Origin of the sequence: Lysobacter panacisoli (genome assembly GCF_009765165.1) — a bacterium.
GTDB lineage: Bacteria > Pseudomonadota > Gammaproteobacteria > Xanthomonadales > Xanthomonadaceae > Lysobacter_J > Lysobacter_J panacisoli.
Map to the genome: position 1 here is coordinate 1,318,821 of NZ_VLNU01000001.1, position 20,705 is coordinate 1,339,525.

The window sequence follows — 20,705 nt, forward strand, 5'->3', positions numbered from 1 at the left end:
GTCGTTCAGTCCATCCTGCAAGGCCGATCTTCACGAAACCGAACGACCGGCGATGCGCCTTCGCAGGCGTCCCAGCGCCGCATCGGCGTACTTCTTCAAGGCTTTCCGATCGACATTGCTGAATGGGGAATCCTCACCACAGTGCGCCAGCAGCAGGCTCAGGTCCTGCGCCTCGCCCAGGCGTTCGGCGGTGCGCTTGTCGAACGCATCCGGCGCGTCGTGCACCGGCAGGCCGATGGCCGTGAGCGCATGGCGTTGTTGCGAGGCTCGACGCGCGCGGCGTCGCCAGCGGTGCCAGTCGCGGTCGTCGCCGGTGCGCTGCGCGCGTTCGCGCGCCTTGTGCACGCGGACGTCGGCGTCGGCGATGGCCATGCGCATGGCGCTCGCACTGACGCGCTCCCACGCGAGCGCGGGCAGCGCCGCGCGCACCACCGCGATCAGCGACCGACGTCGCTCCATCGCCGGATCCACCAACAGCGCCGCCGCGCCGGTCGCGTCGCGCGCGGCGACCGCGGCGGCGTGCGCGCGTTCGAGCAGTTCGCCGCTGGCCTGCGAACGCTTGCGCTTGCGCAGGCGTTCGATGGTTTCGACCAGCGCATGCGCGTCGCGCAGCGCGGACATGCCTTCATTGAGCCGGCGCAGTTCGCGGTCGAGCAGCGCTTCGCCGGGACCGAGGATGCCGTCGCCCAGTGCGAGCATCGAACGCACGCGGCGCAGCGACTTGCGGGCACGGTGCACGCCCTCGTGCAGGTCGGCATCGGCCAGCGCGGTGCTGGCGGCGTCGAGTTCGTCCAGCGCATGCAGGCCCAGCGCCGCGCCGGGCGAGATGCCCGTCACGGGGTCGGTCGCTGCGGCCTCGGCGGGCTTGCCCATCGTGGGTGGCGATCCCATCTGGTGCGGACGATCGAATAGTACGCTGGCCCCCATGCCCGAGCTGCCCGAAGTCGAAACCACCCGTCGCGGCCTGGCGCCGCACGTCGAAGGCCGCCGCGTGATCGGGGTGACTCTGCGCCGGCCCGACCTGCGCTGGCCGATCCCGGAGGAGATCACCCGCGACCTGCCCGGCCAGCGGATCGACGCCGTCCGGCGGCGGGCGAAGTACCTCCTCCTGGACACCGCCGTCGGCAGCGCCCTGCTCCACCTGGGCATGTCGGGCAGCCTGCGGGTGATCCCGGCCGACACGCCGCTGCGCGCACACGACCACGTCGATATCGCCCTGGAAGGCGGCGGCAAGGCCGGACGCGTGCTGCGCTTCAACGACCCGCGCCGGTTCGGCTGCCTGCTGTGGCAGGCACCGGGGGAAACCCACGAGCTGCTCGCCGACCTCGGCCCGGAACCGCTGGCGGACGACTTCGACGGCGACTATCTGTTCGCGATGAGCCGCGGTCGCAGCGCGCCGGTGAAGACGTTCCTGATGGACCAGCGCGTGGTGGTCGGGGTGGGCAACATCTACGTGGCCGAGGCGCTGTTCGCGGCCGGAGTATCGCCGTTGCGGGCGGCGGGCAAGGTCTCGCGTGAGCGCTACCGCCAGCTGGCACAGGAGATCCGCCGCATCCTCGGTCACGCGATCCAGCGTGGCGGCACCACGCTGCGCGACTTCATCGCTCCGGACGGGGCGCCGGGGTATTTCGAGCAGGAACTGTCGGCCTACGGGCGGGGCGGCGAACCCTGCCCCCGTTGCGGTCGGCCGCTGAAGCAGGCGTCGATCGGCCAGCGCACCACGGTCTGGTGCGGGCATTGCCAGCGGTAAATGTCAGAAATTTCTGAAGCTCGTACGCGTTGCTTTCCGATGCGCCTTTTTCGGGGTTGACGTCACAAAAGCGGTATAGTCCCGACCACTGCGCATGGGGTCGCCAATGTCCGAAACCGCGGATATCACCTTGCTGCTCGACGCCGCACGCGACGGAGATCGCGGTGCGCTCGACCGCGTGCTCGCCACGCTGTACCAGGAGCTGCACACGATGGCGCGGCGCCAGCTGGCCGGCCAGCATGGGCAGACCCTGGACGCCACCGCGCTGGTGCACGAGGCCTACCTCAAGCTGATCGGACGGCGCGAAGCGCAGTTCGACGATCGCGCGCACTTCTTCGCCTACGCCGCCTCGGCGATGCGCAGCGTCGTGGTCGACTACGCGCGCCAGCGCCTGGCGCAGAAGCGCGGCGGCGACTTGCACCGCGTCACCGAATTGCCCGACGACGTCGAAGGCGGCCTGCGCCTGGACGAGGACACGCTCGGCCTGGACACGGCGCTGACCAAGCTCGCCGCGGTCGATCCGCGCCTGGCCCAGGTGGTGGAGCTGCGCTATTTCGCCGGATTGTCGGAGCTGGAGATCGCCGCCCTGTTGGAGCGTTCCGAGCGCAGCATCCGCCGCGACTGGCAGAAGGCGCGGCTGTTCCTGCTGGCCTCGCTGAAGGAGTGAGCGCAGGGAAGTGAGAGGTGAGCGATGACAGGCTCACGTCCGCCCGGCTCGCTTCCCACTCTTTCCTACGCACTCCTGCCACATGGATCCCGAGCGCTGGCAACGACTCTCTCCACTGCTCGACTCGCTGTTCGAGCTGGAGCCTGACGCCCGCGCACACCGGTTGCAGCAGTTGCGCGACGAGGATCCCGTCCTTGCCGACGAACTGCAGACGCTGATCACCCTCGACGAAAGTCACGAGGATTTCCTTTCCGAACCGCTGGTCGCGCCGCTGGCCGGCCTGCGCGCGGGCGCGGAGGTCGGACCGTACCGGCTCGAGCGCCTGCTCGGCGAAGGCGGCATGGGCCAGGTATGGCTGGCCGCGCGCGCCGATGGCCTGTACCAGCGCCGCGTCGCGCTGAAACTGCTGCGCCCCGGCCTGGCCGACAGCAACCTGCGCATTCGCTTCTCGCGCGAGCGGCAGATCCTCGCGCGCCTGGCGCACCCGCATATCGCGCGCCTGCTCGACGCGGGCATCAGCAGCGACGGTTTGCCGTACCTCGCGCTGGAGTTCGTCGAAGGCGAGCCGATCACCGACTACTGCCGCAACCACCAGCTACCGCTGGAACAGCGGCTGCGGATGTTCCACCAGATCTGCGACGCGGTCAGCCACGCGCATGCGAACCTGATCGTGCATCGCGACCTGAAGCCGTCGAACATCCTGGTCACGCCGAGCGGCGACGTGCGCCTGCTCGATTTCGGCATCGCCAAGCTGCTCGATTCCGAAGCGCCGATGGTCGAACAGACGCGCACCGGCGTGCGCGCGTTCACCCTGCACTACGCCGCGCCGGAACAGGTACGCGGCGAGCCGGTCACGACGATGACCGACGTCTATTCGCTCGGCGTGGTCCTGTTCGAACTGCTCACCGACACCAAGCCGTACCGGCTCAAGCGCCAGACCGATGCGGAGTGGGAAGAAGCGATCCTCGCCGCCGATCCGCAGCGCCCTTCGCAGACGGTCCTGCGCCGCACCGAGGACAGCGGCGCCGAGGTTCATGCACTGCGCCGACAAGCGCGGCAACTCGCGGGCGATCTCGACAACATCGTGCTGAAGACGTTGTCGAAGCGGCCGGAGCATCGTTATCCGTCGGTCGAAGCGCTTGCACTCGACCTCACTCGGTACGAGGCCGGACGCCCCGTGCAAGCGCGCCCGCAAAGCGTGGGTTACCGCTTCGGCAAGTACCTGCGCCGGCATCGCTGGTCGCTCGCCACCGGTGCTCTGGTGGCGGTGGTGCTGAGTACGTCGCTGACGATCGTCGCCTGGCAGGCACGGCAGGCGGTGGCCGAAGCCGGCCGCGCGCAGGCGATGCAGGACTTCATGGTCGGCGTGTTCGAAAGCGCGCGTGGCACGCCGGAAGGACAGGCGCTGGACCTGCGCGGCCTGCTCGACGGCTCGCTCGAACGCGGCAACCGCGAACTCGCGCGGCAGCCGCGTGCGCGTGCGGAGCTGTTCGGCGTGATCGCGCGCCTGCGCATCGGCCTTGGCGATTACCGCGAGGCGCTCGGCCTGCTCAACCGGCAGGCGGCGATCCTCGCCAGCACCGACGAAGTGCCGGTGAGCCTGGAACTGGAATCGCTGACCCAGCGCGGCCAGGTGTTGCGCCTGCTCGGCGCGTCGCGCGATTGCATCGCGCTGATGCAGCCGGCGCTCGCCACCGCGCGACGCGAACAGGCGCAGCTGCCGCCTCAGGTCAGCGAGTTCTACTCGCAACTCGGCCGCTGCCGTCGCGATAACGGCGAACGGCAGGGCGCACGCCAGTTGTTCGAGCGTTCGCTCGGGTTGCGCCGCGACGATCGCGACGAAGTCGGCACGGTCGAGAACCTCATTGATCTCGCCAACCTGCAGGCCGACGCCGGCCAATCCGGTGCGGCGTTGCAGGGCTATGCGCAGGCGCGCGACCAGCTGCGGCAGAAGGTCGGCGAACGACATGCGCTGCAGGTGGAGATCGGTTCGCGCGTGGCCTCGCTTCGGCAGGGACTGAACCAGACCGACGCGGCCGAGCGCGAGGCCAGCGATGCGTTCGCGCTCGCGCTGGAAATTTACGGCGCGCAGCATCCGGCCACGCTGTCGCTGCGGCGCCAGCTCGCACTGCTGCACATCGACCAGGGCCGTTATGCGCAGGCCGAGAAGGAACTGCGCGAGGCGATCGCGATGCAGCAGCGGCGCGTATCGATCGGCGATGGCGATCCCGCCGAGATCGCGCGCGGCACGCGCGACCTGGGCCAGTTGCAGCGCCGGCTCGCGATGGTCGCGTGGGAGCGTGGCGACAACGCCAGCGCGATCGCGGCGATGCAGCGCGCGGTGACGCTGGCGCGCAAGCAGGAGGATCGCGCACAGCTGGCCGACGCCCTGTTCGAGCAGGCGCGCCTGTTGCACGCGACCGGTCGCGACCGCGCCGCGCTCAAGGCGATCGATGAATCGCGTGAGCTGCGTTTGGACCTGCTCGGCCCGCGCCATCCGCTGATGGGCGATACCGATCGCGTGCTCGGCCTGGTCGAACTGTCGCTCGGCGACCACGACCGTGGCATGGCCCACCTCGCCCAGGCGGTCACGCTGACACGCAATGGCTACGGCAGCACGCATCCGAACACGCGCGAAGCCGAACTCACGCTGGCGCGACAACAGGCACTGGACGGCGACGACACCGCACTGACGCGACTGGATGCCCTGGCCGGCTTGTCGCAGACCGACCTGGAGCTGCGCCGTACCGCATGGCGCGCGACCGCGTACGCCGCGCAGCTGCGCTGCCACGGACCGGATCGCGATCCCGCGTTGGCGCGGTTGGCGATCTTGCAGGAACAGCTGCTCGCGACCCAGCCCGACGGCGGCGCGATCCCGCGCGAGGTCGGCTCGATCGTGCGCGGTTGCGGTTAACCCAGCGGGAGCGGCGGCTGCGAGGGTTCGATGGTGCCTTCGCCGCGCATGACCTTCTTGTATTCGGCGCGCGATACCGAGACGTAACGGTCGTTGCCGCCGATCTCGACCTGCGGGCCTTCACGCACGGCGCGGCCCTGCTCGTCCACGCGCACCACCATCGTCGCCTTCTTGCCGGTGTGGCAGATGGTCTTGATCTCGCTGAGTTCGTCCGCCCACGCCAGCAGGTACTGGCTGCCTTCGAACAGTTCGCCGCGGAAATCGGTGCGCAGGCCGTAGCACAGCACCGGGATGCGCAACGAATCGACCACTTCACTCAGCTGCCACACCTGCGCTTTCGTCAGGAACTGCGCTTCGTCGACCAGCACGCAGTTCAGCGCGCCGCTGCGCGCGATGTCGCGGTGGACGATCGCTTCCAGGTCGTCCTCGCGTTCGAAGGCGATGCCGTCGGCGCGCAGGCCGATGCGCGAGGCGACGGTGCCCGAGCCGGCGCGATCGTCCAGGCGCGGGGTCAGGATCGCCACGCGCATGCCGCGCTCGCGATAGTTGTGCGCCGACTGCAACAGCGTCGTGGTCTTGCCGGCGTTCATCGCCGAATAATAGAAATAGAGCTTTGCCATGCGCCCAGTTTAAACGGTCGCGGCGCGCTCGCTGCCTTGCGCGATGCGTTGCGCGCGGGCTTTCGCCGCCGTGGCCCAGCGCTGCGCCATCGCCGGCGAGGTTATGCACACCGCGTCGAAAGTCACCGTGGTGACGGCGCGTTCGAGCAACTGGATGTCGGCTTCGTGCTGGCGCGCGACATGCGGGTCCTCGAAGAAGATCGCGCGCTGGCACTGGCGCTCCAGCACCAGGTCGGCGATCTGCGCATCGCCACCCATCGGGCCGCTCTCGAAACGATGGGCCCAGGCCTGCCCCTGTGGCCAGCCGCGGCTCCAGGCCAGCTCGTTGAGGCGCAGGCCGGTGGTGCCGGTAGCGACGCGGCGCGAAAAGCGCGAGAGCAGGTCGAAATGCTCGGCGGCGTAGGCCAGCATCTGCGGCTTCATCGCGTCGTGCGCGATCAGCGCCAGCGTCTGCGATTCGAAGGCGTGCAGTACGTCCACGCCCGGGTCCGGTGCGAGCCCTGCGTGGATGCGTTCGACCTCGATCCAGTCGCGTGCCGAAGCGACGGTCGAAATGAACGGCTTGCCGTGGATCACGCACTGGCGCTTGAGTGCCACCGCTTCCGGAAACACCGAAGACGGATCGACCGGATCGATCAGATAGATCGCGCCATCGAGCGTGCGCTCCGCGCTGCCCAGGCCGACGACTTCGGCGACCAGCTTCATCAGTCCGCCCTCGCGTCCGTACGGATAGCGGCGCAGGCCGGTGTAGCCGGCCAGCATGCCGGCCGCGGCGATCGCATCGAACGTGCGTCCGACGGTGTGCAGCTCGATGCCCAGCTCGCGGATGCCGGGTTCGCAGGCGCGCAGCCAGCGGAACAGCGCGGCGTCCTGGCTCAGGTGGTGCAGTCGGTTGGCGGCCAGGCCCAGGCGCATGGCGGATCCCGTGGGAGGTGAAGGCGCAGTCTAACCGCGCCGGCGCGCCCGGCTGGATCGTGCGTCAGTCGTCCGCGTCGGTCTTCGTCGCCGGCCCGACCTCGACGTTGCCGTGCTTCCAGATCGCGTCCTCGACGGCCCAGTAATGCTTGGGGTTCAGTCGCCACGACGCATATATCGCGCTCATCTCGACCTGGTCCGCGTCCCCGCCCATGCCGCCGGGACCGACGCTCGGCGCGTAGACCTGCAGGCGTCCGTCGTCGTAACCCGTGCGGCTGCCGGTCATGCGGGTACGCGTGTGCAGCATCGCGTCCGCCAGACGCGGCTTGGCGACCTTGTCGCCGTACTCCGCGTACAGCGCCACGCCGATGCCCTGCGCGCGCTCACGCTGTGCATCGTCGAGTTCGAGCCACATCTTCTCGCGCAGGATCACGAAGGTCGGATAGGCGCGCTCGGCGGCGAGGTCGGCCCATGCATAGGCCGTCGCCGGATCGCGCTCCACGCCGACGCCGTGCCAGTACATCAGGCTGAGTCGATGCTGAGAGTACTTGTCCGCATAACGCGCAGCCTTGCGGAACTGGCGCAGCGCATCGCCCCAGTTGCCATTCACGGCGCTCTGCGCGGCGTACAGGCGATAGCGCTCGTTGGGCAGCTCGTTGGACTGGCGCGTGCGCTGGTCGAACGAGCGCAGGGTCATGTGGTCGGTGTCGGCGAGCACCGCCTGGACGGCCTCGGGCGAGGGTTCTTCGGGGCCCGGGCCCGCGGCGAGCGCGGCGGCAAGGGCGAACGTGGCTAGCAGTTCCATATCGTCTCCCTTCGATGTCGAACCGGGCGGACAAGCCTGCTCCGGTGCCTGGCGCGGTCTGGTCGCGCGTCGCCGCGAGAATGACCGCGCGCAACACCACGGCGCCAATCCCTTGCCGTGGTTACGGCACAATACCCGGCCGCCTCCGCGGCAGCAATCGACGCATGCACGGTCTCAATCCTCCCCAACGCGCCGCCGTCCTCCACACCGAGGGCCCCCTGCTCGTGCTCGCTGGCGCGGGCAGCGGCAAGACGCGCGTGATCGTGGAGAAGATCGCGCACCTGATCGCCTCCGGCCGCATGCCGGCGCGCCGCATCGCCGCCATCACCTTCACCAACAAGTCGGCGAAGGAAATGAAGGAGCGCGTCGCCAAGCGCATCAAGGGCGATGCCGCCGAAGGCCTGACCGTGTGCACCTTCCACGCGCTGGGCCTGAAGTTCCTGCAGATCGACCACGCCAAGGCCGGGTTGCGGCGCGGCTTCTCGGTGTTCGACAGCGACGACAGTACTTCGCAGATCAAGGACCTGATGCCGCCCGGCAGCAAGCCCGACGCCATCGACGACATGCGCAACCTCATCTCGCGGGCGAAGAACGCGGGCCTGTCGCCGGAGGAAGCGCTGGCCGTGTCGAAGAGCCCGCGCGAGATGGAAGCGGCGGTGATGTACCAGCGCTACCAGGCGCGGCTGTCGACCTTCAACGCCGTGGACTTCGACGACCTGATCCGCCTACCGGTGCAGATGCTCGAAGCCGACGAAGGCATGCGCCTGGCGTGGCGCGAGCGCATCGGTTATCTGCTGGTCGACGAGTGCCAGGACACCAACGACGCGCAGTACCGCCTGCTCAAGGCGCTGGCCGGCGACAAGGGCCTGTTCACCTGCGTGGGCGACGACGACCAGTCGATCTACGCCTGGCGCGGCGCCAATCCGGACAACCTGCTCAATCTCGGCAAGGACTATCCGAAGCTCGAGATCATCAAGCTCGAACAGAACTACCGCTGCTCCAACCGCGTGCTGCGCACCGCCAACGCGCTGATCGCGCACAACCCGCACGAGCACCCCAAGACGCTGTGGAGCGACCAGGCCGACGGCGAGCGCATCCGCGTGTGGGAATGCCGCGACGGTGCGCACGAGGCGGAGAAGGTCGCGGCCGAGATCCATTTCCTCGCCGCTGCCAAGCAGGCGCCGTGGAGCGATTTCTGCATCCTGTTCCGCGGCAACCACCAGAGTCGCGCGCTGGAGAAGGCGCTGCAGTTGCTGCGTGTGCCGTACCACCTGAGCGGCGGGACCGCGTTCCTGGAACGCGGCGAAGTGAAGGATGCGCTGTCGTGGCTTCGCCTGATCGCCAATCCCGACGACGACGCGGCGTTCCTGCGCGCGGTGCAGTCGCCCAAGCGTGAAGTCGGCGCGACCACGCTCGCCAAGCTCGCCGAGCTGGCGCAGCACGCACACATGCCGATGTCGCGCGCGGCCGAACAGATCGGCGTACTCAAGCAACTCGCGCCGCGTGCGGCCAATGCGCTGGACGGCTTCGTCAACATCGTGCGCCACCTGCGCGGCGAAGCCTTCAAGATCAGTCCGGCCGAACTGGTGCGCGTGCTCGCCGATAAGAGCGGGCTGCTCGCTTCGATCCGTGCGCAGTGCAAGGACGACGCGACCTTCAAGCGCCGCAAGGAGAACCTGGAGGAACTCGCCGACTGGTTCGACGGCGGCAAGGGCTCGGGCCCGGGCGAACTGGCCGCGCAGCTCGCGCTGCTCTCGCACGCGGACAAGGGCGATGCCGGCAACCAGGTGCGGCTGATGTCGCTGCACGCGGCCAAGGGCCTGGAGTTCCGCTACGTCTTCATCGTCGGCATGGAAGACGGCACGCTGCCGCACGAGATGGCGCTGGAAGAAGGTTCGCTCGAGGAAGAACGCCGCCTGCTCTACGTCGGCATTACCCGTGCGAAGGAACAGCTGTGGCTGTCGCATTCGCGCGAGGCACAGAAGTGGGGCGACAAGCTGCGCCTGCAGCCGAGCCGGTTCTTCGACGAACTACCCGTCGCGGAGATCCAGCGCGACGGCGCCGATCCGGTCGCCGACGCTGCGCGCAAGCAGGAACGCGCTGCCGCGGGCTTCGCTGCGATCAAGGCGCTGCTTGGCGAGTGAAGCAGGCACGGCTGCGCCTGCCTCCTGACGTCATCCCCGCGAAGGCGGGGATCCATCACTCCAACGTGTCACGCGATACGAAAGATTGATGCGCCTGACAGTTGGATCCCCGCCTTCGCGGGGATGATCGCCTCGAAGCGACGCCCACTTGAACCGGCGTGCATCGAATGGAGAATGCAACGATGAACCTCCAGCGCATCCACCACGTCGCGATCATCGCGTCCGACTACGAACGATCGAAGCGGTTCTACACGCAGGTGCTCGGCCTGCGCGTCGTCGCGGAGGTGTATCGGGAGACGCGCGATTCGTGGAAGCTCGACCTCGCGCTGCCGGACGGCACGCAGCTGGAGCTGTTCTCGTTCCCCTCGGCGCCGCCGCGGCCGTCGTATCCGGAAGCCTGCGGCCTGCGCCACCTCGCGTTCGAAGTCGCCGATGTGGTTGCGTCGGCGCGCGAACTGGAAGCGCAGGGCATCGCGGTGGAACCGGTGCGCATCGACGAGTACACCGGCCGGCGCTTCACCTTCTTCGCCGATCCAGACGATCTGCCGATCGAATTCTACGAGGCGCCATGAGCTTCGCCCTCCATCCCGCGCAGGCCGGCGACCACGCGCGCATCCTCGCGCTCAACCTCGAATCGGAAGAGATGCTGAGCCCGATGGACGCAGCGCGACTGCGCGAACTCGATGCGCAGTCCGCGTACCACCGCGTCGTCGTCGAAGGCGATGAGGTGGTGGCGTTCCTGCTCGCGTTCCGCGAAGGCGCGGCTTACGACAGCCCCAATTACGTGTGGTTCGCGCAGCGCTATCCGCGCTTCCTCTACATCGACCGCGTGGTGGTCGCGTCCACGCACCAGGGCCGCAAGCTCGGTGCGATGCTCTACCGCGACCTGTTCGATTTCGCGCGTGCGCACGGTGTCGGCGTGGTGACGTGCGAGTACTACACGCAGCCGCCGAACGAGGCCTCGCGCCGTTTCCATGCGGGGTTCGGTTTCCGCGAAGTCGGCTCGCAATGGGTCGCGGACGGTCGCAAGCAGGTGTCGCTGCAGGTGGCCGACGCCTGACAGCGCAGCGCGCGCGGCGCAACGGAAGTGCCATCGACGTGGGCTAAACTCACGCGTCTTCCTGCCGCCCGTGGATCGCAATGCAACGTCGCGCCCTCACCTTCTCCGTACTCGCCTGCGCGCTCGCGCTCGGCGCCTGCCAGCGGGCCGGTGCGCCCGCGTCCGACGCCAAGACCACCGGCACGACGGCGGCGACACCCGCGCCGGCGAAGGCGACGGTCGTGGCCGACGACAACCTCAACGCGGTGCTGTGGGTGCAGGCTTCGGCCGAGTACCAGGCCGCGACGACCACGGTCTACCGTGCCGCCGCCGACAAGCTCGACGTCGCGCTGAAGCAGAAGAACTGGGACGCGCTGGTCACCGACGAACGCGGCAACGCCGCGACCGGCCTTTCGCCCGCCGTGGTGATGGACGTCGACGAGACCGTGCTCGACAACTCGCCCTATCAGGCGCGCCTGGTACGCGACGGCAAGGAGTTCGACGAGGTCACGTGGGATGGATGGGTCGCCGAGAAGAAGGCCAAGGCCGTGCCGGGCGTCGTCGAGTTCGCCAAGGCGGCATCGGCGAAGGGTGTGACCATCCTGTACCTGTCCAATCGCGCCGTGCACCTGAAGGAAGCCACGCTCGCCAACCTGCGCGCGGTCGGCATGCCGGTGAAGGACGACAGCGTATTCCTTGGATTGGGCACGGTCGTCGAGGGCTGCGAGCAGAACGGCAGCGAGAAGAATTGCCGCCGCCGCCTCGCCGGCCAGAAGTACCGCGTGCTGATGCAGTTCGGCGACCAGCTCGGCGATTTCGTCCAGGTCGTCGCCAATACGCGCGAAGGCCGCGCGCAGTTGCTCGACGAGTACGGCGACTGGTTCGGCGAGCGCTGGTGGATGCTGCCCAACCCGACCTACGGGAGCTGGGAACCGGCGCTGTTCAACAACGAATGGGGTCAGCCGCGCGACGCGCGACGCGAGGCCAAGCGCGCGGCGCTGGATGTCGCGCCCTGAGTGGCGCGATATCGACTTAATTAAATCAATGAGATAGATCGTATAACTTGAGGTGTTGCATCAGGTTCGCAGGGCGGGTAGTCTCCCTGCGTCCGGCGCGAGCCGGAGCCATGCCACAACTCGAAGTCCTCCGGCCCCGGCCGGGTTTGAAGGAGGCCCCGCGCCTCCTTTTTCTTTGCGCGATGTCGCGCGTGCGATCAGTACTCGACGGTCGCGGTCACCGTGTCGGTGTACGAGCCCGCGGTGAAGGTCGGCGTGGCCGGTACGCGGCCGTAGACCGTGTGCGCGGTCGGCGTCCCCTGGCCTGCGCCGGTGCCGGCGCCGATCACGGTGCTCGTGCCGCTGGCACCATCGCCCCAGATCGTGTTGCGCGCGGCGGTCGTGTAGAGGTTGTAGTTGATCGTCTGCGGTCCGGTGCCGTTGAGCGCCATCCGGCGATTGGGCAGCGTGCCGTTCAAGCCGGCGTTCAACTTCACCGTGTAGGCGGTGCCATTGGTGCAGGTGACCGTCAGGTTGGCCTGCGCATCGCGCGCGGTGGCGAGCGAGGTGTGCGTGCCGAAGTCCAGGTTCTGCGCAGCGATCAGGCAACTGCCCTGCAGCACCGCGCGCGAGGTGAAGCTGTAATTCGGCGTGGCCGGCGCGACGTTGTTCGCGCAGTTCGCGTTGGTGGCGGTCGAGTAGCCCCACACCGCGCTGATCGGCTCGTTGTACGTACCCGGCGTGGGATTGTTGGGCTGGGTCGCAGCCAGCCGTCCGTACAGCGGGATGATCCGCGTCACTGGCGTGTTGCGCGAGGCGATGGTCAGCGTTGCCGACGCGTTGTAGGTGTAGTTGGCCGGCTGGGTGTAGGTGCTGTCGGTGTAGATCTGGTAGTCGAGCGTGCGCACCGGTGCGGCGGTGCGGTCCATCTGGCGCGGGTTGCCGCCATCGTTGGTGCCGATGCAGACCAGCACGGAGTCGCCTACATCGTTGTTGTTGTTGCCACGGCAGGACACGGTCACGTTGAGCGTGCTGGTGACTGCGCCGACCGGCAGCGTCAACGTGCCGAAATTCAGGTCGCTGGCGTTGTCGACCGTGCAGGTGATCGCGGCGGACGCGGCGCGCGGGAACAGCAGCGCGGCCAGGGCCAACAGGGCGGCGACGGCGAGGTGGCGCATCAGGGTTGCTCCTTGTTCCGGCATTGCGCAGGCGCGACGGCGCCCGGTTCGGCAGCGCGCGCCAGCACCGGCGCGACGGTGGTGCATTCCACGCCGGCACGGGTCCAGGTCAGCGTTTCGCCGTCCACGTAGTTGTCCAGCCACAGCTCGCCATCGAAACCGACGATGGACTCGCGACCATCGGCGCGATGCACGCGCATGCCGGCCTCGACGAACTTACCGTCGGCCGCCCGCAGGGCGATGGTGGCGGTGCGCACTTCGCGGATCACGAACGGAACATGCACGCCGCTGCGATCCGGCGGCGTGACGAGGCGTTCGACCGACGGCACTTCCACCGACGAGGACAGCCCGTCCGGATCGATCGCGATGCGGTTGCGCTGCCAGCCGCGCAGTTCCGGCAGCAGCAAATAACCCTTGGCGTTGGTGCGGCCGGCGACGCGGTTCTCGTACAGGATCGGCACGTCGGCCACGCCGTTGGTGGAAACCACGGCGAAGGAGTCGGTAATGGTGCGGCTGGTGAAGGTCGAACCGCCCATCCACACGAAGCTGCCGGCAGCCTGCGCGTACGCGCCTTCCTCGCCGCCGATGCGGTCGATGCCGCCCCAGACGTCGGCCGAACGGCCGCGCCAGCCCACGCCGAGTGCGCCGTCGCCATCGTCGCGCGCCTGCACTTCCCAGCCCACGCCGCCGGCATAGGGCAGCGGCTTGCGCAGCGAGGCACCGAAGTCGGTCTCGCCGTCCTGGCGGTCGGCCCACGCCGACGCGTCGATGTCGCCCAGCGGGACGCTCACCGACAGCGACGCACCGTGGCCGGCGCGATCGTCGTCGAACGCGCTGAAGGTCCACGAGAAGCGGCGGTAACTCTGGTTGAAGCCCAGGCCGAGCGTGCGGCTGACCGGCGACTCGCGGTCCTCGTAGCGGATCCACGACAGCGACACCGAGCCGCGCGGGATCGACAGCCACGCCGAAGCGCGGTCCTGCTGCAGCAGCGGCAGGCTGCCGTCGTGCAGCGTGCCGATGTCGCGAAAGCCGCGGCTGGCGCGCTGACTGTAGAGATCGAAGCCCACGCGCTGGCCGAACCACTGGTAGCCACCGCCGTACTGATCGCCCTCGTGGCGGCCGGTGCTGCGGGCGAAGTTGCCGGTGAACACGCCGAAGCGACCCAGCGGCGACCACGCGAAGCCGGCGCCGGTGAGGCGAACGTCGTTGGAATACTCGCCGTGCAGTTCGCTGGTGAAGTTGTCGGTGATGCCGTGGCGCCAGCTGCCGGTGGCGACGCGCGAGCTGGCGTAATCGTTGGAATGCACGCCGTAGTTCAGGCGCAGCACGCCGGCTTCGATCGAGAAATCGTCGAGGCCTTGCGCCAGTCGCTGGTAGTCGACGTACAGCGGTACGGTGGTCTGGGTGGTGCGGCCCATCGCATCGGTGACGACGACGGTGGCCTGGCCCGCGCCGGCCAGGCGCGGGAAGTCGCTCAGCACGAACGGGCCGGGATCGACCTCGGTGCTGTACTGGCGCACGTTGTTGACGTACAGGTCCACCGACGACGGCACGGTGGCGTCGGCGCTGAACTGCGGGATCGGGTAGATGATCAGGTCCGGGCGCACGCTGAAGTTGCGGCGGTACTGCACGCCGCCCATGCGCACCGGGCGCGTCCACGACATGCCGCCGGAGATCAGGTCGCCGACGGTCCACGTCGCCATGCGCTGCGGATCGGAGATCGTCCAGCGCGTGTCCAGTCGCAGGTAGCCGCTTTCCTGGTCGCCGGCGCGGCTGACGCCGATGTTCTGCAGGCTGCCGAACGCACCGAACCAGCGAATGCCGGTGCCGAGCGAGGCGGTGTCGCTGTCGTCGTAGTGGCGCGCGTAGACGTCCCAGTCCAGCACGAGCCCCTGGTCGCGGTTGACGCTGATCGGCGCCGGCGAGCGGTAACCGATGCGGTTGGCGCGGCGCAGCGCCGCGGCCGGCGTCAGTGCGACCTGCTGCAGCGACGCGTCGTAGCGGTAGCTCAGCCCGGTGATCGCGTCGAGCGCGATGCGGCCGTTAGGATCGGCGGTCACGTTGTCCGGCAACAGCAGGCCGATCGCATCGAGGTCGGCTGCATCGACCGACAGGCGTTCGCCGACTTTCTCGAAGCGCACCAGCGGACGCACGATCTGGCCGTCCATGACGATGTCGAGGTACAGCGACTGCGGCGCCTGCAGCAGCGACTGCTGTTCGGCACCGGAAAGATTGCGCTCGCCCAGGGTGGCGTCGAGCCCGGCCGTGGCATGCGCCGACAGCGCGGCCGCCATGAGGATGGCCGCGACGGCGCAGGCGAGACGGGTGGGTTCAGCGCGCGGGCGACAGTTCAAGGACCGCCGGCTGACCGTTCAGCCGGACCTCGAGCTGTTTCCACTGTGCGGCCGAACCGAGCTTGGCGGCGTCCAGGGGAAAGCGACGGGAACTGCCCGCCAGCACGTAACCCAGCAGACCTTCGATGATCTGCACGTCGTGGCCGTCCTGGCCGATGAGGCGGCTGGCGCCGAGCTGGGCGGCCACGCCTCCGCGGTTGCTGCAGGTCAGTTCCGCCGCGCCGAGGCGGCATTCCAGCGCCACGGGCGCCGGATCGGCGGCCCGGACGAATACGGGAATCAGGTACCGCATGCGTACCGTGACGGCGCTGCCCTGGTTGGCAGCGGGATCGCCCGGCAGCTCGTCCACGACCACGCGATAGGTTTCCTCGCGGGCCGGTGCGGCGTCTGTATTGCGCACGATGCGCACGAGCTGGTCTGCGCCACCGGCGATTTCCACCACCGGCGGGCTGACCGTCAGCGCGTTGCTGGGTTCCAGGACGTCGTCGTTGCCGTCCTGGGTCCAGCGGTACACGCGGATCTGCGCCGCCACCGGGCTGTCGCCGGCGTTGCCGAGCATCAGCCTGCCGCCCCGGACGCCGGGGATCAGGTCGACGCTGGTCTGGCGGGCCTGGAGCTGGCCGCGTGCGTGCGCGACCCCGCCCACCAGGGCGAGGACAAGCAGGACGGCGGCGAGCGGGCGGCGCAGTTTCATCAGAACGAGACCGTCGCGGTCACGGTGTCGGAGTAGTCACCGGTCGCCTTCGGATTCTGCGCGCCGAACACGCGGCCGTACACCGTGAAGCTGGTGGCGCCGGCGGCCGAACCGGCCAGGGTCACGTTGCCGCTGGTGCCGTCGCCGATCACGTTCGTGCGGCCGGTTTCGGCGTACAGCGAGTAGTTGATCGTGTCGGTCAGGGTGGCGTGGGTCATCTTGCGGCTGGCGAACGTGGCGCCCGTGCCGCCGCCGGCGCTGATACCGACCTTGTACGGACCCGCCGAGACGCAGGTGACCGTCAGCGTGGTCTGGGCGTCGATGTTGTTCAGCAGGGTGCTCTGGGTGTTGAAGTTCAGCGGATTGGTGGTGATCGAGCAGCTGTTGTCGAGCTTGATCGACACCTGGAAGTTGGCGCTGGCGGTGCCGGCGGCCATCGCGGCCGGGGCAGCGGCGAACAGGGCAGTAGCGAGCAGGGCAGTCTTGAAGAGCTTCATTTCGGTCATCTCCGCGCGTGGTTGGCGCATGCAACCGGCGCAACGCCGGGGGTCAGATGCCTAGGAAGCAGAAAGTGTGCCAAAGGTCTCAAAACCGCTTCGAGTCCGTGAAACTGCCGTGAAGGACGGGCAAACCGGGCAAAGCTGAACGAGATTTCCATCACACTTTCGACACAAAAGGTCCGGAATGACGACTTGCGTCACATTTGGCCCTAAAGGTTTTCCAATTCCTGCCGATACTTCCGCGCCCTTTTGAATCCGCGACTTCCTTGGCTTGCCCCACCCGGGCCCGGCCGCCAAGATGCAGCCAGCGACTTGGGGAGAGCCGCATCCAATGCCTTCGATTGCCCGCGCCACTGCTGCGCTGATGCTGGTTGCCGCGCTCGCGGCGACGGGCTGCCAGCCTGCGCCCGCGCCCGTGGTCGAGCCGACTCCGACCGAACCGGCCCAGGCCGTCGAACAGCTGGTCCGCGACCTGCGCCGCAACGACCTGGTGGGCTACGCCCGCCACGCCGTCCCGCCGGCCCTGCATGCCCGGCTCGATCAGGCCTGGCGCGAGGGCCGGACCCGCTGGCCGCTGACCGAACTTCCCCTCGACGACCGCCTGCCCGCCTTCGTCACATCACTGTCCGCGCCGGACGCCGAGAAGCAGCTGCTGACGGTTTATCGGCGTCAATTTTCCGGCGCGAACGCCGAACTCCGCTCCGCTGCGGCAACGCTGGGACTGTTCGCTACCCAGTACCTGCGCAGCGAAGGCGACTACAGCTCCGACGAGCGCGCCCATTACGTGCAGCTGGTGGGCGCGATCAGCCGGTGGGGCCAACGGGCCCCGCTGGGTGACCTGCAACGGGCGCGCCAGTCGATCCCGCAGCTGGTCGCCGCCGCACGGCAGACCGGCCTGGCGGGCGGACCGGACCGCTTCCGCGATCTGGGCATGGAACACAGCCTGGAGCGCATGGGCCCGTTCTTCGCGCGCCTCAAGCAGGTCCTGCAGCGGTACCAGCTGGACCTCGACGCCGACCTCGGCACGGTCCGCGCCGCGCTGATCGAGCAGGACGGCGACCGTGCCCGCGTGAGCCTGCACTACACCCTCGCCGGCCAGGCCATCACGGCGGAACTGGCGGTGGAACGCATCGACGGCCACTGGTACCTCAGCGACGCTCTGCGCCATGCACAGACCGAGGCCGCGCGTCCGGCCGTCGCGGCGGCCGTTCCGCCGGGCTGAACGCGGCCGTTGCCGCGAAAGGCATAATGCCCGCGATGCCGAAACAGACTCCCTTGCCTTTCCCGGACGCCAAGCAGGACGCGCCGGCCGCCGATACCGCCGCGGCCCGCGAGGATGCCGACGCGCCCGCGATGCCGTCCGAGGACGGCGTCGGGCCTGCCGACGCGCGCGATCCCGCCCAGACGGAACTGCCGATCGGCGCCCCGGATCCCGGTCCGCGTCGCCGCCGCGTCGCCGCGCCCCGTCGCCCGTGGTGGGCCAAGCTGCTCGGCCGGATGATGGCGCCGTGGGTGCAGCTGACCATCGAGCCGCGCAATCCCGCCGCCGAGATCCCCGAGGAATGGAGCGGCCGTCCGGTCTGCTACGTGCTCGAGGACTACGGCCTGAGCAACGCGCTGATCCTGGAACGCGCCTGCCGCGAAGCCGGCCTGCCCTCGCCGCTGCAACCGCTGCCCGGCGATCCGCTGCGCCGCAAGCGCGCCTACCTCGCGCTGTCCCGCCGCAACGTCAACACACTGACCCAGCTGCAACAGTCGCTGGGCAACGCGCCGGCCTCGCCGAAAACGCACTCGGGCTCGCTCGCCCGACTGCTCGACGCGCACCGCGCCGATCCCACGCTGGACGTGCAGCTGGTGCCGGTCTCGATCTTCGTCGGCCGCGCGCCGGACAAGAGCAGCGGCTGGTTCTCGGTGCTGTTCTCGGAAAACTGGACGCTGGTCGGCCGCTTCCGCCGCCTGCTCGCGATCGCCCTCAACGGCCGCGACACGCTGGTGCGTTTCGCGCCACCGGTCGGGTTGCGCACGATCGTCGACGAAGGCCTGCCGGCCGAACGCACGGTGCGCAAGCTCTCGCGCGTCCTGCGCACGCACTTCCACCGCATCCGCGAGGCGGTGATCGGCCCGGACCTGTCGACCCGCCGCCTGCTGGTCGACCAGGTGCTGGCCGCGCCGAGCGTGAAGGAAGCCATCTCCGACCAGGCCGCACGCGACAAGACCTCGCTCGCCGATGCGTGGAAGAAGGCGCACGCCTTCGCCTACGAGATCGCCGCCGACTATTCGCACCCCGTGGTGCGTTCGGTGAGCTTCCTGCTCACGCCGGTGTGGAACCGCATCTATCGCGGCGTGCTGGTGCACCACCTGGACAAGCTCAAGGACGACGCGCCTGGCCATGAAGTGGTCTATGTGCCCTGCCATCGCAGCCACATGGACTACCTGCTGCTGAGCTACCTGCTCTACACCAAGGGCATCGTGCCGCCGCACATCGTCGCCGGCATCAACCTCAACCTGCCGGTGGTCGGCACGCTGCTGCGCAAGGGCGGCGCGTTCTTCATCCGCCGCAGCATCCGTGGCAGCGCGCTGTATTCGGCGGTGCTGAGCGAGTACGTCGCGCAGCTGGTCTCGGGCGGTTATTCGATCGAGTACTTCGTCGAAGGCGGACGTTCGCGCACCGGTCGCCTGCTGCCGCCCAAGGGCGGCATGGTCGCGATGACGCTGCGCGCGTTCCTGCGCCAGCCCACGCGCCCGGTGCTGTTCCAGCCGGTGTACATCGGCTACGAGAAGCTGATGGAAGGCAACAGCTACCTCGACGAACTCTCCGGCAAGCCCAAGGAGAAGGAATCGATCTGGCAGCTGCTGATGGGCATTCCCAAGGTGCTGCGCAGCAACTACGGCCAGGTGGTGGTGAACTTCGGCGAGCCGATCCGCCTCAACGACGTGCTGGCCGAGCACGCACCGGACTGGAACGGCCAGCCGGTGGGCGAGGACGAGAAGCCGGGCTGGTTCTCGGACACTGTCGATGCGCTCGCGCAGCGGATCCAGGTCAACGTCAACCGCGCCGCCGACGTCAATCCGATCAACCTGCTCGCGCTGGCGCTGCTGTCCACGCCCAAGCACGCGATGGGCGAATCCGACCTGCTCACCCAGATCGCGCTGAGCAAGACGCTGCTGGCCGAGCTGCCCTACTCCGATCGCGTCACCGTCACCCCGCATTCGCCGCAGGAGATCGTCGCCCACGGCGAGGAGATCAACGTGCTCGCGCGCATCACGCATCCGCTGGGCGACGTGCTCGGCGTGAGCGGCGACAAGGCGGTGCTGCTGAGCTACTTCCGCAACAACGTGCTGCACCTGTTCACGGCGGCGTCGTGGATCGCGTGCTGCTTCCAGAACAACCGCCGCATGAGCCTCAACGGCGTGCAGCGCCTGGGCCGCAGCGTGTACCCGTTCCTGCAGGAAGAGCTGTTCCTGCCGTGGACGGAGGACGAATTCGCCGATCGCCTCAACCGCACGGTCGAAGTGTTCATCCGCGAAGGCCTGCTGGAGAAGATCAGCGACGACGAAGGCGGCATCCTCGCGCGCAATGCCGGCCAGACCGACGAGGTGTTCCGCCTGCGCGCGATCGGCCACTCGCTGCAGCAGGCGTTCGAGCGCTATTACATCGCCATCTCGGTGCTGGTGAAGAACGGCCCGGGCACGCTCACCGCGTCCGAACTGGAGGGCCTGTGCCAGCTCGCCGCGCAGCGCCTGTCGCTGCTGTACGCGCCGGCCGCGCCGGAGTTCTTCGACAAGACGCTGTTCCGCGGCTTCATCCAGAAACTGCGCGAAATGAAGCTGGTGTGGCCCGACGAGAACGGCAAGCTCGCGTTCGACTCGCGCCTGGACGTGTGGGCCAAGGACGCCAAGTTCATCCTCGGCCGCGAACTGCGCCACACGATCGAGAAGATCAGCCCGGAGTCGGCCAAGCCGGCGCCCGCGGAACCGACCGCGGCGTGAGCCCTTGAGCCCCTCTCCATGCGGGAGAGGGGTTGGGGTGAGGGGCAACGAAGAGAACATGCCGAGCCGCCGGTGCAGTACTGCACTGCGGCTCAGGACCTGATGCTCCTCCACCCCTCATCCGCCCTTCGGGCACCTTC

Annotated in this window: 17 protein-coding genes; 9 read left to right on the top strand and 8 right to left on the bottom strand. The window is 68.7% G+C overall.

The features are described 5' to 3' along the window. Nucleotides 1-30: 30 nt before the first annotated feature. The gene (locus FOF45_RS06325) at nt 31-873 is read right to left on the bottom strand and encodes a CHAD domain-containing protein (protein ID WP_158983125.1); all 843 of its coding nucleotides are present in this window, start codon (nt 871-873) and stop codon (nt 31-33) included. A 52-nt stretch (nt 874-925) separates the two neighbouring features. Between FOF45_RS06325 and mutM the strand changes: the two genes are divergently transcribed. From mutM to FOF45_RS06340, 3 genes are all read left to right on the top strand, one after another. Next, complete coding sequence (mutM, locus tag FOF45_RS06330; protein ID WP_158983126.1) at nt 926-1,750, top strand: bifunctional DNA-formamidopyrimidine glycosylase/DNA-(apurinic or apyrimidinic site) lyase; 825 nt, start codon at nt 926-928, stop codon at nt 1,748-1,750. Nucleotides 1,751-1,856: 106 nt separating this feature from the next. Beyond that, nucleotides 1,857-2,417, top strand: coding sequence for an ECF-type sigma factor (locus FOF45_RS06335; RefSeq protein ID WP_158983127.1), 561 nt, complete (start codon nt 1,857-1,859; stop codon nt 2,415-2,417). Nucleotides 2,418-2,499: 82 nt separating this feature from the next. Further along, the gene (locus tag FOF45_RS06340) at nt 2,500-5,331 is read left to right on the top strand and encodes a serine/threonine-protein kinase (protein WP_158983128.1); all 2,832 of its coding nucleotides are present in this window, start codon (nt 2,500-2,502) and stop codon (nt 5,329-5,331) included. Here the strand turns inward: FOF45_RS06340 and FOF45_RS06345 are convergent. The 3 genes from FOF45_RS06345 to FOF45_RS06355 all read right to left on the bottom strand — a co-directional run bounded on the left by FOF45_RS06345 (nt 5,328) and on the right by FOF45_RS06355 (nt 7,671). Beyond that, nucleotides 5,328-5,951: a thymidine kinase gene (locus tag FOF45_RS06345; protein ID WP_158983130.1), complete on the bottom strand. Its 624-nt coding sequence runs from the start codon at nt 5,949-5,951 to the stop codon at nt 5,328-5,330. The genes FOF45_RS06340 and FOF45_RS06345 overlap by 4 nt on opposite strands. Nucleotides 5,952-5,960: 9 nt before the next feature. Next, nucleotides 5,961-6,866 (bottom strand): methylglyoxal synthase, encoded by a 906-nt coding sequence (locus tag FOF45_RS06350; RefSeq protein WP_158983131.1) that lies wholly within the window; start codon nt 6,864-6,866, stop codon nt 5,961-5,963. 64 nt (nt 6,867-6,930) lie between these two features. Next, the gene (locus tag FOF45_RS06355) at nt 6,931-7,671 is read right to left on the bottom strand and encodes an SEL1-like repeat protein (protein WP_158983133.1); all 741 of its coding nucleotides are present in this window, start codon (nt 7,669-7,671) and stop codon (nt 6,931-6,933) included. Between the two features lie 164 nt (nt 7,672-7,835). On the opposite strand from FOF45_RS06355, the gene FOF45_RS06360 reads away from it, so the two are divergent. The 4 genes from FOF45_RS06360 to FOF45_RS06375 all read left to right on the top strand — a co-directional run bounded on the left by FOF45_RS06360 (nt 7,836) and on the right by FOF45_RS06375 (nt 11,870). Beyond that, nucleotides 7,836-9,815, top strand: a complete 1,980-nt coding sequence (locus tag FOF45_RS06360; protein WP_158983134.1) for a UvrD-helicase domain-containing protein — start codon at nt 7,836-7,838, stop codon at nt 9,813-9,815. 182 nt (nt 9,816-9,997) lie between these two features. Continuing rightward, nucleotides 9,998-10,387, top strand: coding sequence for an SMU1112c/YaeR family gloxylase I-like metalloprotein (gene gloA2 / locus FOF45_RS06365; protein WP_158983136.1), 390 nt, complete (start codon nt 9,998-10,000; stop codon nt 10,385-10,387). After that, complete coding sequence (locus FOF45_RS06370) at nt 10,384-10,875, top strand: GNAT family N-acetyltransferase (RefSeq protein ID WP_158983137.1); 492 nt, start codon at nt 10,384-10,386, stop codon at nt 10,873-10,875. Before gloA2 ends, FOF45_RS06370 begins: the two co-directional genes overlap by 4 nt. Nucleotides 10,876-10,955: 80 nt before the next feature. After that, nucleotides 10,956-11,870: a 5'-nucleotidase, lipoprotein e(P4) family gene (locus tag FOF45_RS06375; protein ID WP_158983139.1), complete on the top strand. Its 915-nt coding sequence runs from the start codon at nt 10,956-10,958 to the stop codon at nt 11,868-11,870. Between the two features lie 197 nt (nt 11,871-12,067). Here FOF45_RS06375 and FOF45_RS06380 read toward each other — a convergent pair whose 3' ends face one another. The 4 genes from FOF45_RS06380 to FOF45_RS06395 are packed head-to-tail and all read right to left on the bottom strand — an operon-like array spanning nt 12,068 to nt 16,572. Then, nucleotides 12,068-13,027, bottom strand: a complete 960-nt coding sequence (locus FOF45_RS06380; RefSeq protein ID WP_158983141.1) for a Csu type fimbrial protein — start codon at nt 13,025-13,027, stop codon at nt 12,068-12,070. Continuing rightward, nucleotides 13,027-15,321, bottom strand: a complete 2,295-nt coding sequence (locus FOF45_RS06385) for a fimbria/pilus outer membrane usher protein (RefSeq protein ID WP_158983143.1) — start codon at nt 15,319-15,321, stop codon at nt 13,027-13,029. Before FOF45_RS06385 ends, FOF45_RS06380 begins: the two co-directional genes overlap by 1 nt. Before the next feature lie 37 nt (nt 15,322-15,358). Then, on the bottom strand, nt 15,359-16,075 hold the full coding sequence (locus tag FOF45_RS06390) for a fimbrial biogenesis chaperone (protein WP_158983145.1): 717 nt from the start codon (nt 16,073-16,075) through the stop codon (nt 15,359-15,361). Then, nucleotides 16,075-16,572 (bottom strand): Csu type fimbrial protein, encoded by a 498-nt coding sequence (locus FOF45_RS06395; RefSeq protein WP_158983146.1) that lies wholly within the window; start codon nt 16,570-16,572, stop codon nt 16,075-16,077. Before FOF45_RS06395 ends, FOF45_RS06390 begins: the two co-directional genes overlap by 1 nt. Before the next feature lie 334 nt (nt 16,573-16,906). Between FOF45_RS06395 and FOF45_RS06400 the strand changes: the two genes are divergently transcribed. Then, nucleotides 16,907-17,797 carry a hypothetical protein gene (locus FOF45_RS06400; protein WP_158983148.1) on the top strand — a complete coding sequence of 297 codons (891 nt, stop codon included), beginning with the start codon at nt 16,907-16,909 and terminating at the stop codon, nt 17,795-17,797. 26 nt (nt 17,798-17,823) lie between these two features. Beyond that, nucleotides 17,824-20,565, top strand: a complete 2,742-nt coding sequence (gene plsB, locus FOF45_RS06405) for a glycerol-3-phosphate 1-O-acyltransferase PlsB (protein WP_158983150.1) — start codon at nt 17,824-17,826, stop codon at nt 20,563-20,565. The last annotated feature ends 140 nt before the right edge of the window (nt 20,566-20,705 follow it).